Origin of the sequence: Sphingomonas sp. AAP5 (assembly GCF_004354345.1) — a bacterium.
Lineage (GTDB): Bacteria > Pseudomonadota > Alphaproteobacteria > Sphingomonadales > Sphingomonadaceae > Sphingomonas > Sphingomonas glacialis.
In genome coordinates, this window is the sequence record NZ_CP037913.1 from 2079936 (window position 1) to 2092829 (window position 12894).

Genomic DNA, 12894 nt, shown 5'->3' on the forward strand with positions numbered 1-12894 from the left:
CCGTCCTGATCCGTGCTGAAGAGAAGGTCGGTCCGGCCCCCTGACGGTGACCGGGCCGAGTCCCGCGATCAGTTCGGCGCGGTCAGGCTGCCACCGGCCTTGGTGCACTGCTTCGCCGACAGCGCCTTGAAGCCCTGTCCCTTGCAGTCATTCTGGCCCTTGCACGCGTTCTTGGCGGTCTTGCAGTCCGACGTGCCCTTGCATGTATTGACGCCGTAGCAGTGCACCGTGTCGCCATCCTTTGCGACCGCGACGGTCGGGGCCGCAGCACTGATGGCGACGACGACGGCGGCGGCGGCGAAGCTGATGCCGGTACGAAGAGTAAGCATGGAAAATCTCCCGGAAGGGGTTTGCCGGATTGGCTCCTCCAATTCGCGGGTTCACGATCGACGGTTACAGCTTCGCCAAAACTTACCAGCGCAACAGGCGCGGCCCCACCAGCGCGCCGAACGATGCGGCGAGCAGGATGCCGAGCGAATACCAGGTCAGCACGAAAATCGCCGAAGCTTCGGGGCAATGCAGGCAATAGACGGTGGCGGCGAACGCGCCCGCCGCCAATCCTGCCGCCGCGCCGGCCAGACGCAATCGCGTTGGCGCGAGTCGCCTGAACGACCAGAGCAGCCCGATGAAGATCGGCATCGCGAGCGAGAGTACGCGCCAAGGACATTGTTTCCAGCTTTGGCCCAGCCACATCGCCAACCATTGGGTCTGCGGTGTGTGGAGGAGTTCGAACACGCCGACGCTGGCCAGGAGCAGTACCGGGATCGCCAGCAGCCACAGCCATCGCAACCGATGCGTTTCGGGACGCGCCAATTGCGCGGTCAGCGCCAACGCCCCGAAGGCGAGCGAAATCGTGTACGCCCACTTCATCCAGAAGTAGAAACCGTGCATCGCCACCGCCAGGTCAGGCCGCGCGCCCCACATCAGCAACACATAGCTTGCCGACACGGCCGCACCCGCCGCGATACCAAGGACGAGCCGTCGGCCCACCGCACTGCGCTTCACGGGCGGGACATCGCTGGCGAGCGTCGCGATCAGGTCGTCGGTGTTCATGCCCGTCCTCCCTGGATGCGCGCCATCAAGGTCTTGAGCCCGCGATGGACCGAGATCTTCACGTCGGATTCGCCAAGACCATGCGTATCGGCAGCCTCGGCGACACTCAGCCCTTCGATCCTGGTCGCGCGGATCATCCGCGCCTGTTTGGGCGGAAGCGTGTCGAGCAAATCGTCCACGTCCATGCGCGCGGAACTGGCGTCCTCGAACCCTTCGGCGATCAAGATGTCTTCCAGCCCTTCGATCGGCTGAGTCCGACGGTTACGGCGGAAATGATCGATCATCTTGTAGCGTGCGATCGCGAACAGCCACGCGCTGAACGGGCGGTCGCGGTCGTAGGTCGAACGGCGGGTATGAACCGCGATCAGCGTATCCTGCACCAAATCCTCGATATCGTCGCCGTCGCCGCTTGCACGACGCCGGTAGAATCCCCGAAGCATGGGGACCAGCAAGCGCAGCAACGCCGCGTGGTCGTCGGCGTTGCCGTCGAGCCCAGCGATCATCAATCCGCGCAACTGTTCCTCACTTGCTCGCATGAGCCCTCCCGAGGATGTGTTCGTGCGACATGGCCAGAAGGTTACACCCGAGCGCGCGAGCGGCGGAAAATTCTTTCGCGCCGGCTTTTGCGTAACCGAACCAGCCGTGCCGCCGAATTGGCCCATGTGACCGGGTTTGCCCCGACGCCTCCTTCCTGGTCACCGCGTGGTTCGGCGGTCCCCCATCGCCGAACCACGCGCCGCAGAGGCCTCCATCATCGAAGGAAACATCTCGTGCATCCAACCCATGCCGCACTCGCCGCCAGCCTCGCCCTCGCCGTGGCGGGCGGTGCCACGCTTTCCGGTGTTGCCCACGCCGCGCCCGCGATGGAGAAATGTTACGGGGTCTCGCTTGCCGGCAAGAACGACTGCAAGGCCGGTGCCGGCACCAGCTGCGCGGGCACGTCCAAGGCCGATTATCAGGGCAATGCCTGGAAGCTCGTCGAGGCGGGCACCTGTGTCTCGATCAAGACGCCCAAGGGCACTGGTTCGCTGACGCCCAAGGCGTGATCGCCAGTCCAGAGCCGGGGTGTCGCCCGCGCGCCTCGGCCATTTTTTCGGAGACGCCCATGATGTCGCTCGTCGCCTTGTACGATCGCACCGTTCGACGCGCGGCTGCCTTGCTCCCCGATGCGGCGCTGCTGCTGATCGCCCGGTTGGGGATCGCAGCGGTGTTCTTCCTGTCGGGCCGGACCAAGGTCGACGGGCTGCTGCAGATCACGGACAGCACCTACGAACTGTTTCGCACCGACTATGCGCTGCCGCTGGTTCCGCCCGCGATCGCGGCGGTCGCCGCGGCCTATTCGGAGCATCTCTTCTCGATCCTGCTCGTCCTCGGCCTCGCGACACGGTTCTCGGCAGCCGCCTTGTTGCTGATGACGCTGACGATCGAGATCTTCGTCTATCCCGATGCGTGGCCGACGCATCTCAGTTGGGCGGCGATCCTGTTGCCGCTGATTGCCCGCGGCGGCGGAGCGTGGTCGCTCGACCGCGTGCTGCCGACGCTTCCGACCGAAAAGGAACAGTAAAATGAAGTTCGGACTCCTTCCCGCGCTTGCAGTGATCGCAAGCGGCGCGCCGGCATTGGCCAATGACCCCACGCATCCGACCGTCGTCGAGCTGTTCCAAAGCCAGGGTTGTTCGTCCTGCCCGCCCGCGATCGCAAATATCAACGGCATCGCCGATCGCCCGGAGATCCTCGCGCTGACCTTCGCGGTCACGTATTGGGATCAGCTCGGGTGGAAGGACAGCTTCGCCAAGCCCGAATTCACCGAGCGCGAACGCGATTATGCCCGCACCGGCATCAGCCAGTTCGCCACGCCGCAGACGGTCATCAATGGCCGAGCCTCCGTCAATGGCGGCAATCGTGCGCAACTGGTGGCGGCAATCCGCGCGCAGGATCGTGGTCCGGCTGGCCCGGCCATCGAGGCTGCGCCCGGCACGGTGACGATTGGGAAAGCCGCGACCGCGCAGCCCGCGACGATCTGGCTCGTGCGCTACGATCCAAGGGCGCTCAGCGTTCCCATTCGTGCGGGCGAGAATGGCGGCCGAACGCTTGTGCATCGCAACGTCGTGCGGTCGCTCAGCATCATCGGAACGTGGAACGGGATGTCGAAAACGGTGGTGATCCCGACGAATTCCGATCCCAACCTCAAATCAGCCGTGCTTGTGCAAGCAGGACGTGGCGGGAGGATCGTGGCCGCATCCCGCATTTGACACGTCGAACCGACATCGGATTCTACGCAGCGCGACCGGTCAGATCCAATCCGCTGAAATGCGCGCGCGCTGCATCGATGAAGGCGCGCACGTTGACCGATGTGCGTCGATTGGCCTGATAGACGAGGTGGACCGGTACGGGCGGCGGCGCGGCTTCGTCGAGCAGCGTGACCAAGCGGCCCGACGCGACGGCCGCGAGCGCCTGATAGGACAGCACCCGCGCGATCCCCACGCCATCGGCCGCAGCCGCAATCGCCGCATCGGCGGAGTTGACGGTCAGCCTTGGTTCGATCCGGATGGCGGTCTTGCCAGTCGCTCCGAAGCGCCATTCGTGCGCACGATCAATTTCGGTGAAAGAGATCAAGGCATGGTCATGCAGCGCTGGCACGGTCACGGGCGTTCCGCGTGCCGCGAGATAGCCAGGGCTGGCGACGAGCACGCGGCGCACTTCCGCAACCTTGAGGGCATGGAGCGCGCTGTCTGACAGATCGCCGATCCGCACGGCGACATCGATCCCCTCTTCGACCAGGCGGACGACGCGATCGATCAAAGTCAGTTCGACACCTAATTGCGGATGGTTGCGCAACAGGCTGGTCGTGATCGGCAGGATATGGAGCCGCCCAAAGATCACCGGCGCGGTGACGACAAGATTGCCTCCCGGCAAAGCACCGGTGCCGCGCAACGCCAGCGCTGCATCGTCGAGTTCGGTCAGCGCGGCGCGGCAGCGCTCGAGATACGCCGCGCCCTCGTCGGTCAGCCGCACCGATCGCGTCGTCCGCCGCAACAAGGGTGTTCCGAGATCAAGCTCCAGCGCCGCGACTGCCCGGCTCGCCGCCGTAGGCGAAACGCGCAGTCGGCGCGCGGCCTCCGCAAAGCTCGCATGATCGGCGACGGCGACGAAGGTGCGCAGCATGTCGAGCCGATCCATGATTGTCCCGATTTGCGCATGAGTGAAGTGTCGAAGGAACGGATTATCACATCCTAGCCCAAAGCGCATCTTCCCTGGGCAGGCCGCATCCAGCCGCCTACCCGGAGAAAAGACGTGTCCCGCATCGCCATCCCCACCCGCGAAGATTCCCCCGCAAAATCGCAGCCGCTGCTTGATGCGGTCGAAAAGCAGCTTGGCATGGTCCCCAACCTGTTCCGGCTCGTCGGCAGCAGCCCGGCTGCGCTGGAGGGCTATCTCGGCCTCAACGGCGCACTGGGCCGCACGCTCGACGCCAAGACCCGCGAACGCATCGCGCTTGCGATCGCGCAAGCCAATGGCTGCGATTACTGCCTGTCGGCGCATACCTATCTCGGCCTGAACCTCGCCAAGATCGACGCCGCCGAGATCGCGCTGAACCGCGCCGGTCATTCGGGCGATGCCAAGGCCGATGCGGCCGTCGGCTTCGCCCGCAAGGTCCACGAGGCGCGCGGCCAGGTCAGCGACGCCGACCTCGCCGAAGTGCGTCTGGCCGGCTTCAGCGAGGCGCAAGTGATCGAGATCGTCGCGTCGGTCGCGCTCAACGTGCTGACCAACTACATCAACAATGTCGCGAGAACAGACATCGACTTCCCACTCGTCCTGGCGGCCGAAGCCGCTTGATGGTCCGGCGTCGGCGGTTTGCGCTCGATGCGCCCGCCGACGCCGCCCTGCAGCAATCGGAGCTCGATCATGTCCAATGCCTTTCTCACCCTTGCGACGACGCCGAGCGTGCTCGCGGCACAGGTAGCGAACGGGAGTGCCGGGCTTTACGACACCATCGGCGGGCGCCGGCCAGCAGACCGTTTCGGACCAGCCGAAGTCCAATTCATCGCCGAGCGCGACAGCTTCTACCTGGCGAGCGTATCGGAAAGCGGCTGGCCCTATGTCCAGCATCGCGGCGGCCCGGCGGGTTTCCTCAAGGTGCTTGACGAAACGACGCTCGCCTTCGCGGACTTTCGGGGCAATCGCCAATATATCAGCCTTGGCAACGTGGCGGCGAACAACCGCGTGGCGATTTTCCTGATGGACTATCCGCGCCGTCGCCGACTGAAACTCTATGCCCGGATCGAGGCGCGTGATCTCTCGACCGATCCCGTGCTGGCGAGCAAGCTCGACCTGCCGAGCTATCGTGGCGTGCCCGAACGCGTGTTCCTGCTGCACCTCGCAGCGTTCGATTGGAATTGCCCGCAGCATATCACCCCGCGCTTTACCGAGGCCGAGATCGCCGCGGCATCTGCGCCACTCCACACCAGACTCGCGGCGCTCGAAGCCGAAAACATCGCGCTGCGTACAGCGCTTGCCGAAAAGGACCTGCCTGCATGAGCACGCTCGAAACTCCACGGCCCCCGCTGCCGCCCTTCACGCGCGAGAGCGCCCTGCTCAAGGTGCGGGCGGCGGAGGATGCCTGGAACAGCCGCGACCCCGAGCGGGTGGCGCTGGCCTATACGATCGACAGCGCGTGGCGAAACCGGGACAGCTTCGTCACGGGGCGACCCGCCATTATCGCCCTGCTGAGCGCCAAATGGTCGCGCGAGCAGGACTATCGCTTGGTCAAGGACCTGTGGGCGTTCACCGACAACCGGATCGCGGTGCGGTTTCAATACGAGTGCCGCATCGCTGGTCAGTGGTATCGGAGCTACGGCAACGAGCAGTGGGAGTTTGCCGAAAACGGACTGATGCGGCGGCGCGAGGCGTCGGTGAACGATCTCGCGATCGCGGAGGGGGAGCGTCGCTTCCTGTGGGATGCCCCAGCACCGCGTCCGCAGGCGTATCCCGGCTTGGCCGGCGTAAACGGATGACCGCGATCCGCATCGCGGCCGTATCGGGCAGCCTGCGGGCAAGCTCGATCAACACGGCATTGCTGCGCACGATCGCAGCTGGAGCGCCCGAGGGCGTTTCCGTCGAGCTGGTTTCGCTCGGCGCGCTGCCGCTGTTCAACCCCGATTTGGAGGCGGATCTGCCCGAAGCCGTCAAGGTCTTGCGCGCAACGATTGTTGCCGCGGACGGGGTGATCGTGGCGAGCCCGGAATATGCGCACGAGCGATAGGCCTAATTGCGGTCCTGCGTGCAGCGGACCTCAAAATCACTCTGCGCAATACAGGAATACACCGCTCAAACGGCCACTAGACGCGACAGCGTAAGAGGCCGATGAGACCAGGCCTCGGATCATCCGATCGAAGGGCTGCGCATGAGATCCTGTTCCCCGTGCTGAAGCGCCTGCTTCTCGGTCTCATCGGCGTCATCGTCGTCGGACTCGTCGCGTTCTGCGTCTTCGCGTGGCGCCCAGCGATCGCCGAGATCGCCCCGCCCGCGCCCGGCAGCTTCGCGCCCGCGCTGGTCGCACAGGGCGAAGTTCTGGCCAGCGCCGGCTATTGCTCTGCATGCCATACCGCCAAGCACGGCAAGCCGTTCGCCGGCGGCTATCCGATGGCGACGCAGTTCGGGACGATCTATTCGACCAACATCACGCCCGATCCCGCGACGGGGATCGGTAAATGGTCCGAACCCGCGTTCCGGCGGGCGATGCATGAGGGGGTGTCCCGCAACGGCGCGCATTTGTTGCCGGCGTTTCCCTACGACCATTTCACCAAGCTGACCGACGGCGACGTGGCCGCGCTGTATGCGTATTTCATGACCCGCGCGCCCGTGCGCCAGGAAGCCAGCGACAACACCGTACCCTTCCCGCTCAACATCCGCCTGTTGCAGGCCGGGTGGAAGCTGCTGTTCTTCACCCCCGGCCGCTTCCAGCCCCAGCCGGCACAAAGCGCCGAATGGAATCGGGGCGCCTATCTTGCCGAGGGCATCAGCCATTGCGGCGCCTGCCACACGCCGCGCGGCGTGCTCGGCGCCGAGATCCGGGATCGCGCCTATGCAGGCGCACCGATCGACGGCTGGATCGCGCCGCCGCTCGACAAGACCAACCCCTCGCCCGTGCCGTGGACGCGCGCCGAGCTGGTCGCCTATCTCGGTACCGGCATCAGCCGCTATCATGGCACCGCCGCCGGGCCGATGGGCGCGGTTCCGCGCGGTCTCTCGCACCTCCCCGCTGCAGACGTCGCCGCGATCGCCACGTATTTCGCCAGCCGCAACGGATCGGCGAGCCAAGGCGCGCAGGGCGATGCCGCGATCGTGAAGGCCTTGGTCGCCGACAAGATCGGTACCGGGCTGACCTACGATCCCGCCGCGCGGCTCTATGCCGGGGCCTGCGCCGCGTGCCACTATAATGGGCGCCAGCTCAACCCGCTGCGCCCCGATCTCGCGCTCAACAGCGCAGTCAACCTCGACGATCCGACCAATCTGATCCGCGTCATCCTCTATGGGGTGAGCGCGCAGGACGGCGCGCCGGGCGTGGTAATGCCGGGCTTCGCGCACGGCTTCACCAACGCCGACGTCGCACGGATCTCCGCCTATCTGCGGGCGACCCGGACGACCAAGCCGGCGTGGGCCGATCTCGAGACAAAAGTCGCCACCATCCGCGCGCAAGGCCAGGGCCAATGACCAGCTTCACCATCAACGGCCGCGCGGTGACCACCGATGTCGAGGACGACACCCCGCTCTTGTGGGTGATCCGCGATCATATCGGGCTGACCGGAACGAAATTCGGATGCGGGATCGGGATGTGCGGCGCCTGCACCGTCCATGTCGGCGGCCGCGCGACGCGCTCCTGCATCACCCCGCTCGCTTCGGTCGAGGGCGCCGCCATCACGACGATCGAAGGGCTCGACCCCGCCGCCAATCACCCGCTGCAACAGGCGTGGCGCGCGCTGCAGGTGCCGCAATGCGGCTACTGCCAGTCGGGCCAGATCATGCAGGCGGCGGCGATGCTGCAGGATTTCCCCGCCCCCAGCGACGACGAGATCGACGCGGTGATGACCGGGAGTCTGTGCCGCTGCATGACGTATGTCCGCATCCGCGCGGCGATCAAACAGGCCGCGGCCGAGATGGGAACCAAGGCATGAGCCGCCTCATCACACGCGCCGAAGCGACGGCGCCGTTCAGCCGGCGTGGCTTCCTCGTGGCGAGCGGCGCGGCGGGGGTCGCATTCGGCTTCTCGCGCGTGCTGGCGGCGATCGATCCGGCGGTGCCGGGCAGCGTACCAGCGGCTGCCATCGGGCCACAGTTCGAACCGACGATCTGGTTCGGGATCGATGCGGCGGGTATCGTCACCGTCAACATCATCCGCGCCGAGATGGGCCAGCACGTCGGCACCGCGCTCGCGCGCATCCTCGCCGACGAGCTCGAGGCCGACTGGGACAAGGTCCGCATCGTCCATGTCGACAGCGATCCGAAATGGGGCCTGATGGTCACCGGCGGCAGCTGGTCGGTGTGGCAGACCTTCCCGGTGTTCAGCCAGGCGGGCGCCGCCGGGCGGATCGCGCTGATCGAAGCCGGCGCCAAGCTGATGGGCGTCAACCCCGCGAACTGCACGGCTAAAGGCGGCGCGGTCCATGCCGGCGGGCGTTCGATGTCCTATGGCGACATCGCCAAGAGCGGCACCGTCGCGCGGCAATTCACCCCCGACGAGCTCAAGGCGCTGCCGATCAAGCCGGTCAAGGAGCGCCGCCTGATCGGGCGCGAGACGCATGGCCTCGACATCGACGCCAAGACCAACGGCACCGCGGTCTACGGCATCGACGCCAAGCTGCCGGGGATGGTCTATGCCCGCCCCAAGCTGCCGCCGACGCGCAACGGATCGAAGGTCGTGTCGGTCGACGACGCCGCGGCCAAGAAGGTCAAAGGCTATCTGCGCTATCTGGTGCTCGACGATCCGTCGGACACCGTGCCCGGCTGGGTGATGGTGATCGCGACCTCCTATTATGCCGCGCTCAGGGCGACCGACCTGCTCGACGTCACCTGGACGCCCGGCCCCGGCGCGGACATGAGCGAGCAGACGCTGCAGGACCATGCCCGCGCGCTGGTCGCCAAGGCCGATGGCGGCATTCTGCTCGACATCGCCGACGACGACAGCACGCCGAACTTCACCGCCGCCGCGGCGAGCACGATCGAGCAGATCTACACCACCGCGACCGTGCTCCATTTCCAGCTCGAGCCGCTCAACGCGCTCGCGTTCGAAAAGGACGGCGTGTTCGAGATCCACACCGGCAACCAGTGGCAGAGCCTGATCCTGCCGACGCTCGCCAAGGCGCTCGGCGTGGCCGAGACCAAGGTGGTGCTGCGCAGCTATCTGCTCGGCGGCGGCTTCGGCCGGCGGCTGAACGGCGATTACATCATCCCCGCTGCGCTCGCGACCAAGGCGCTCGGCCGCCCGGTCAAGATGATCATGACGCGCGAGGACGACGCGCGCTTCGATTCGGTGCGCTCGCCCTCGGTGCAGCGGTTGCGGATGCAATTCGACGGCAGCGGCCAGATCCAGGCGATGGAGCATCACGCTTGCGCCGGCTGGCCGACGCAGGTGATCGCCGGGCCGACCTTGCTCGCCAAGACCAAGAAGGGCGGCCAATACGATCCCTTCGCGATCTCGGGTGCGGACCATTGGTACGATGTCGGCCACCAGCAGGTCCGCGCGGTCGCCAACGATCTCGCCAACGCCACCTTCCGCCCGGGCTGGCTGCGCTCGGTGGGACCAGGCTGGACCAACTGGGCGCTCGAGAGCTTCATCGACGAAGCGGCGCACCACACCAAGATTGACCCGGTCGCGTTCCGGTTGAAGCTGCTGACCGGCAAGGGCCGCAACGCCGGCTCCGCGCCCAACGCGGTCGGCGGCGCGCTCCGCCAGGCCGAAGTGGTGCGCCGCGTTGCGGAGAAGGCCGGCTGGGGCGCAAAACTTCCGGCCGATACCGGGCTCGGCGTCGCCACCAGCTTCGGGCAGGAGCGCGACATGCCGACCTGGGTGGCCTGTGCGGCGCAAGTCCATGTCGATCGCGCGACCGGCATCGTCCGCGTGGAGAAGCTGACGCTCGTGGTCGACGCCGGCACGATCGTCGATCCCGACGGCGCGCTGGCGCAGGTGCAGGGCGGCGCGCTGTGGGGCCTGAGCATGGCGCTGCACGAGGGCACCGAATTCGCCGCGGGCCAGGTGAAGGACACCAATCTCAACACCTACACCCCGCTGCGCATCGCCGACGTGCCGCAACTCGACATCAGTTTCGTCGAGAGCGAAAACGTGCCCGTCGGGCTGGGCGAGCCCGCCACGACGGTCGTCGGCCCCGCGATCGGCAATGCGATCTACGCCGCGACCGGGATCCGATTGCGCCACATTCCCATCACCCCGGCCGCGGTCCTGGCCGCATTGAAAGCGCGGTAGATGTACGCTCGCGGCGGCTGACAACGCCGCTCACGGGAGCCCTGTATCGCCCGCGATCGTCGGCACTCTGACCTTTTGCCCCGGGCTCCATCGCGTCGCGATGCCGGACGAAAGCTGGAAGCTGGCCGAATGCCTCGACCCGTCGAGCGGTCTCCTTAGGGCCGCTCGCTTGCACGTCCGCACCGTGCAGCCGACAGTCGAGCGTGCCAACCGAAGCGGCCGAGGCAAAACGCCATCGCAAGCGTTCCCGTCGCAACCCGTCTGCCGCTCCGTCGTTGTCGCGCGGCAGACCCCAGGAGATATGCGATGGCCTCGACCCCAGCCAAGACCGATGAGAGCGTTGCCGCAAGGCTGGCACGAGGTGCCGTAGCGGGCGTGATAGCGGGCGCCGTGGCATCCTTTGCGATGGACCGGTTCCAGGCCGCGGTATCGCCGTTGCTTCCGTCTAGCGGGAGCGATTCCGAGCCCGCGACGGAAAAAGCCGCCGACGCGGTGTCGGAGAGCCTTACGGGGCAAGCCGTCGCCGACGCGGACAAACCGCTTGCCGGCCAGGCGGTTCACTATGCTGTCGGGATTGCGCTCGGCGCGGCATATGGCATCGCAGCGGAGTTTCGCCCGTCGGTCACCTCCGGCTATGGGCTGGGGTTCGGGCTCGGCACCGCAACGGTGCTCGACGAAGTCGCCGTTCCCGCGACAGGGCTCGGCAGCGCGCCGTGGAACGCCGGGATCGCAAGCAATGTGTATTCCTACGCCTCGCATATCGTCTTCGGCGGCGTGAGCGAGATCGTCCGCCGGCACGTCGCCGGTACGCTGATTCCCCGCCAGGGCGACTGAACGATAGCAACGCAAGGAGCATGACCATGGCTGATTATCGCAAGACCGACGCCGCAATCGCGCGGCTCTCCCCCGAACAATATCGCGTAACGCAGAAAAGCGGCACCGAGCGTCCCGGTACGGGCGAATATCTCCACACCACGGACGCCGGCATCTATGTCGACATCGTTTCGGGGGAGCCGTTGTTCGCGTCTGCCGACAAATACGAATCGCATTGTGGCTGGCCGAGCTTCACCAAGCCGATCGAGCCCGCCAATGTTGCCGAGTTGCGCGATGCCACGCTCGGCATGGTCCGCACAGAAGTCCGTTCCGCGAACGGTGACAGCCACCTGGGACACGTTTTCAATGACGGCCCGCGGGATCGCGGCGGGCTACGCTATTGCATCAACTCGGCATCCTTGCGCTTCGTACCCCGCGCAGCGATGGAAGCCGAGGGCTATGGTGCGTATCTCGATCAAGTCGAGGGTTGAACGCCGCTTCTGCGCCACCGCTTCCTCCGCAGACGGACGCTCAGCGCAGACCCTTTGACAATCGCGTGACCGTGACGTTTCAGGCTCGTAACGAGCATGAGGGGTCCCGTGCTATCAACGGCGGCCGGGAGTTGAGAGCATGACGTATCCAAACGGTTCACGCTGGCGGGCAGGTCTGGTGGTCGGCGTGTCCGCGTTGCTCGCGGCCTGTACGACCAGCTTGCATCCCCAGGCCGGCATGGTGGCGCCCGGCGCCCGCTATGTCGCAATGGGAAGCTCGTTTGCGGCGGGGCCCGGGGTCACGTCATCAGCCGACCAACCCGCCACGCGTTGCGCCCGTTCGACAGACAATTATGCGCATCTCCTCGCGCGCAAGCTCGGCTTGCAGCTCGACGATGTAAGCTGCAGCGGCGCGACGACGGCGCATATTCTCGGGCCCTGGGACGCGCTGCCGCCGCAGATCGACGCGCTGACCCGCGATACCGGGCTGGTGACGATCACGATCGGCGGCAACGATGTCGGCTATATCGGCGGCCTCGGATCGGCCTCGTGCCGCAGCTTTGCTGCGCCGCCATCCGGAACGCCGGGAGGCCGATGCCCCGCGCCCCCGCAGGTCCTTGAGGCCGACTGGGCAAAGCTCGACACCGCGCTGCGCAGCATTGCGGCCGAGGTGCATCGCCGCGCGCCCATGGCGCGATTGATCTTCGTCGATTATGTCGCGGTATTGCCGCCGGTCGAGACGTGCGCGAGCGTACCGCTGTCCCGCGCCGAGGCCGATACCGGCCGCGCCACGGCGCGACGGCTTGCGGTGCTGACCGCGCGCGTCGCAGCCGAGACTGGATCCGAAGTCCTGAAAGCATCCGACCTGTCGAGCGCCCACACCGCGTGCAGCGCCGAGCCGTGGGTCAATGGCTTCCCCCTGCCCGGCGGACCGAGCTTCGTGCCATATCACCCGAACGCCCGCGGAATGGCCGCGATCGCCGAGGCGCTCGGCCGGCAAATCCAATCGCGGACGACGTGAGGCGCAAGCGCAGACGCCGCGACCAACCGGCG

17 protein-coding genes are annotated in these 12894 nt (G+C 66.5%); 13 read left to right on the top strand and 4 right to left on the bottom strand.

The features are described 5' to 3' along the window. Positions 1 to 68: 68 nt before the first annotated feature. From bufA2 to E2E30_RS09625, 3 genes are all read right to left on the bottom strand, one after another. Positions 69 to 329 (bottom strand): BufA2 family periplasmic bufferin-type metallophore, encoded by a 261-nt coding sequence (gene bufA2 / locus E2E30_RS09615; protein WP_133189270.1) that lies wholly within the window; start codon positions 327 to 329, stop codon positions 69 to 71. Between the two features lie 82 nt (positions 330 to 411). After that, complete coding sequence (locus E2E30_RS09620; RefSeq protein ID WP_133189272.1) at positions 412 to 1053, bottom strand: DUF1109 domain-containing protein; 642 nt, start codon at positions 1051 to 1053, stop codon at positions 412 to 414. Beyond that, complete coding sequence (locus E2E30_RS09625; RefSeq protein WP_133189274.1) at positions 1050 to 1589, bottom strand: sigma-70 family RNA polymerase sigma factor; 540 nt, start codon at positions 1587 to 1589, stop codon at positions 1050 to 1052. Before E2E30_RS09625 ends, E2E30_RS09620 begins: the two co-directional genes overlap by 4 nt. 234 nt (positions 1590 to 1823) lie before the next feature. On the opposite strand from E2E30_RS09625, the gene E2E30_RS09630 reads away from it, so the two are divergent. Genes E2E30_RS09630 through E2E30_RS09640 form a run of 3 tightly spaced genes read left to right on the top strand, consistent with a single transcriptional unit; the run spans position 1824 to position 3305 of the window. Beyond that, the gene (locus tag E2E30_RS09630; RefSeq protein ID WP_133189276.1) at positions 1824 to 2099 is read left to right on the top strand and encodes a BufA1 family periplasmic bufferin-type metallophore; all 276 of its coding nucleotides are present in this window, start codon (positions 1824 to 1826) and stop codon (positions 2097 to 2099) included. Between the two features lie 59 nt (positions 2100 to 2158). Then, entirely contained in the window at positions 2159 to 2617 is a 459-nt protein-coding gene (locus E2E30_RS09635; protein ID WP_133189278.1) for a DoxX family protein, read from the top strand. Position 2618: 1 nt separating this feature from the next. Next, complete coding sequence (locus E2E30_RS09640) at positions 2619 to 3305, top strand: DUF1223 domain-containing protein (RefSeq protein ID WP_133189280.1); 687 nt, start codon at positions 2619 to 2621, stop codon at positions 3303 to 3305. A 22-nt stretch (positions 3306 to 3327) separates the two neighbouring features. Here E2E30_RS09640 and E2E30_RS09645 read toward each other — a convergent pair whose 3' ends face one another. After that, positions 3328 to 4233, bottom strand: a complete 906-nt coding sequence (locus tag E2E30_RS09645) for a LysR family transcriptional regulator (RefSeq protein WP_133189282.1) — start codon at positions 4231 to 4233, stop codon at positions 3328 to 3330. 114 nt (positions 4234 to 4347) lie between these two features. On the opposite strand from E2E30_RS09645, the gene E2E30_RS09650 reads away from it, so the two are divergent. The 10 genes from E2E30_RS09650 (at position 4348) to E2E30_RS09695 (ending at position 12862) form a co-directional block, all read left to right on the top strand. Further along, a complete protein-coding gene (locus E2E30_RS09650) occupies positions 4348 to 4893 on the top strand; it encodes a carboxymuconolactone decarboxylase family protein (protein WP_133189284.1) in 546 nt (181 codons plus the stop codon). Between the two features lie 69 nt (positions 4894 to 4962). Further along, positions 4963 to 5595 (top strand): pyridoxamine 5'-phosphate oxidase family protein, encoded by a 633-nt coding sequence (locus tag E2E30_RS09655; RefSeq protein WP_133189286.1) that lies wholly within the window; start codon positions 4963 to 4965, stop codon positions 5593 to 5595. After that, the gene (locus E2E30_RS09660; protein WP_133189288.1) at positions 5592 to 6071 is read left to right on the top strand and encodes a nuclear transport factor 2 family protein; all 480 of its coding nucleotides are present in this window, start codon (positions 5592 to 5594) and stop codon (positions 6069 to 6071) included. Before E2E30_RS09655 ends, E2E30_RS09660 begins: the two co-directional genes overlap by 4 nt. Next, positions 6068 to 6319, top strand: a complete 252-nt coding sequence (locus E2E30_RS09665; RefSeq protein WP_133189290.1) for an NADPH-dependent FMN reductase — start codon at positions 6068 to 6070, stop codon at positions 6317 to 6319. Before E2E30_RS09660 ends, E2E30_RS09665 begins: the two co-directional genes overlap by 4 nt. A gap of 101 nt (positions 6320 to 6420) precedes the next feature. Beyond that, positions 6421 to 7770: a c-type cytochrome gene (locus E2E30_RS09670; protein ID WP_240698903.1), complete on the top strand. Its 1350-nt coding sequence runs from the start codon at positions 6421 to 6423 to the stop codon at positions 7768 to 7770. Then, entirely contained in the window at positions 7767 to 8231 is a 465-nt protein-coding gene (locus tag E2E30_RS09675) for a (2Fe-2S)-binding protein (protein WP_133189294.1), read from the top strand. The genes E2E30_RS09670 and E2E30_RS09675 overlap by 4 nt, the downstream gene beginning before the upstream one ends. Continuing rightward, entirely contained in the window at positions 8228 to 10537 is a 2310-nt protein-coding gene (locus tag E2E30_RS09680; RefSeq protein ID WP_133189296.1) for a xanthine dehydrogenase family protein molybdopterin-binding subunit, read from the top strand. Before E2E30_RS09675 ends, E2E30_RS09680 begins: the two co-directional genes overlap by 4 nt. Before the next feature lie 306 nt (positions 10538 to 10843). Beyond that, complete coding sequence (locus tag E2E30_RS09685; protein ID WP_133189298.1) at positions 10844 to 11371, top strand: DUF1440 domain-containing protein; 528 nt, start codon at positions 10844 to 10846, stop codon at positions 11369 to 11371. Positions 11372 to 11397: 26 nt separating this feature from the next. Next, positions 11398 to 11841, top strand: coding sequence for a peptide-methionine (R)-S-oxide reductase MsrB (gene msrB / locus E2E30_RS09690; RefSeq protein WP_133189300.1), 444 nt, complete (start codon positions 11398 to 11400; stop codon positions 11839 to 11841). A 139-nt stretch (positions 11842 to 11980) separates the two neighbouring features. Next, positions 11981 to 12862: an SGNH/GDSL hydrolase family protein gene (locus E2E30_RS09695; protein ID WP_133189302.1), complete on the top strand. Its 882-nt coding sequence runs from the start codon at positions 11981 to 11983 to the stop codon at positions 12860 to 12862. Positions 12863 to 12894 lie beyond the last annotated feature (32 nt).

What these genes read in the sequence shown, in the direction of transcription:
- E2E30_RS09660 (WP_133189288.1), top strand. Translation starts at nt 5,592, where the DNA reads ATGAGCACGCTCGAAACTCCACGGCCCCCGCTGCCGCCCTTCACGCGC.
- bufA2 (WP_133189270.1), bottom strand. Translation starts at nt 329, where the DNA reads ATGCTTACTCTTCGTACCGGCATCAGCTTCGCCGCCGCCGCCGTCGTC.
- E2E30_RS09680 (WP_133189296.1), top strand. Translation starts at nt 8,228, where the DNA reads ATGAGCCGCCTCATCACACGCGCCGAAGCGACGGCGCCGTTCAGCCGG.
- E2E30_RS09640 (WP_133189280.1), top strand. Translation starts at nt 2,619, where the DNA reads ATGAAGTTCGGACTCCTTCCCGCGCTTGCAGTGATCGCAAGCGGCGCG.
- E2E30_RS09645 (WP_133189282.1), bottom strand. Translation starts at nt 4,233, where the DNA reads ATGGATCGGCTCGACATGCTGCGCACCTTCGTCGCCGTCGCCGATCAT.
- E2E30_RS09695 (WP_133189302.1), top strand. Translation starts at nt 11,981, where the DNA reads ATGACGTATCCAAACGGTTCACGCTGGCGGGCAGGTCTGGTGGTCGGC.
- E2E30_RS09635 (WP_133189278.1), top strand. Translation starts at nt 2,159, where the DNA reads ATGATGTCGCTCGTCGCCTTGTACGATCGCACCGTTCGACGCGCGGCT.
- msrB (WP_133189300.1), top strand. Translation starts at nt 11,398, where the DNA reads ATGGCTGATTATCGCAAGACCGACGCCGCAATCGCGCGGCTCTCCCCC.
- E2E30_RS09670 (WP_240698903.1), top strand. Translation starts at nt 6,421, where the DNA reads ATGAGACCAGGCCTCGGATCATCCGATCGAAGGGCTGCGCATGAGATC.
- E2E30_RS09625 (WP_133189274.1), bottom strand. Translation starts at nt 1,589, where the DNA reads ATGCGAGCAAGTGAGGAACAGTTGCGCGGATTGATGATCGCTGGGCTC.
- E2E30_RS09685 (WP_133189298.1), top strand. Translation starts at nt 10,844, where the DNA reads ATGGCCTCGACCCCAGCCAAGACCGATGAGAGCGTTGCCGCAAGGCTG.
- E2E30_RS09620 (WP_133189272.1), bottom strand. Translation starts at nt 1,053, where the DNA reads ATGAACACCGACGACCTGATCGCGACGCTCGCCAGCGATGTCCCGCCC.
- E2E30_RS09665 (WP_133189290.1), top strand. Translation starts at nt 6,068, where the DNA reads ATGACCGCGATCCGCATCGCGGCCGTATCGGGCAGCCTGCGGGCAAGC.
- E2E30_RS09675 (WP_133189294.1), top strand. Translation starts at nt 7,767, where the DNA reads ATGACCAGCTTCACCATCAACGGCCGCGCGGTGACCACCGATGTCGAG.
- E2E30_RS09655 (WP_133189286.1), top strand. Translation starts at nt 4,963, where the DNA reads ATGTCCAATGCCTTTCTCACCCTTGCGACGACGCCGAGCGTGCTCGCG.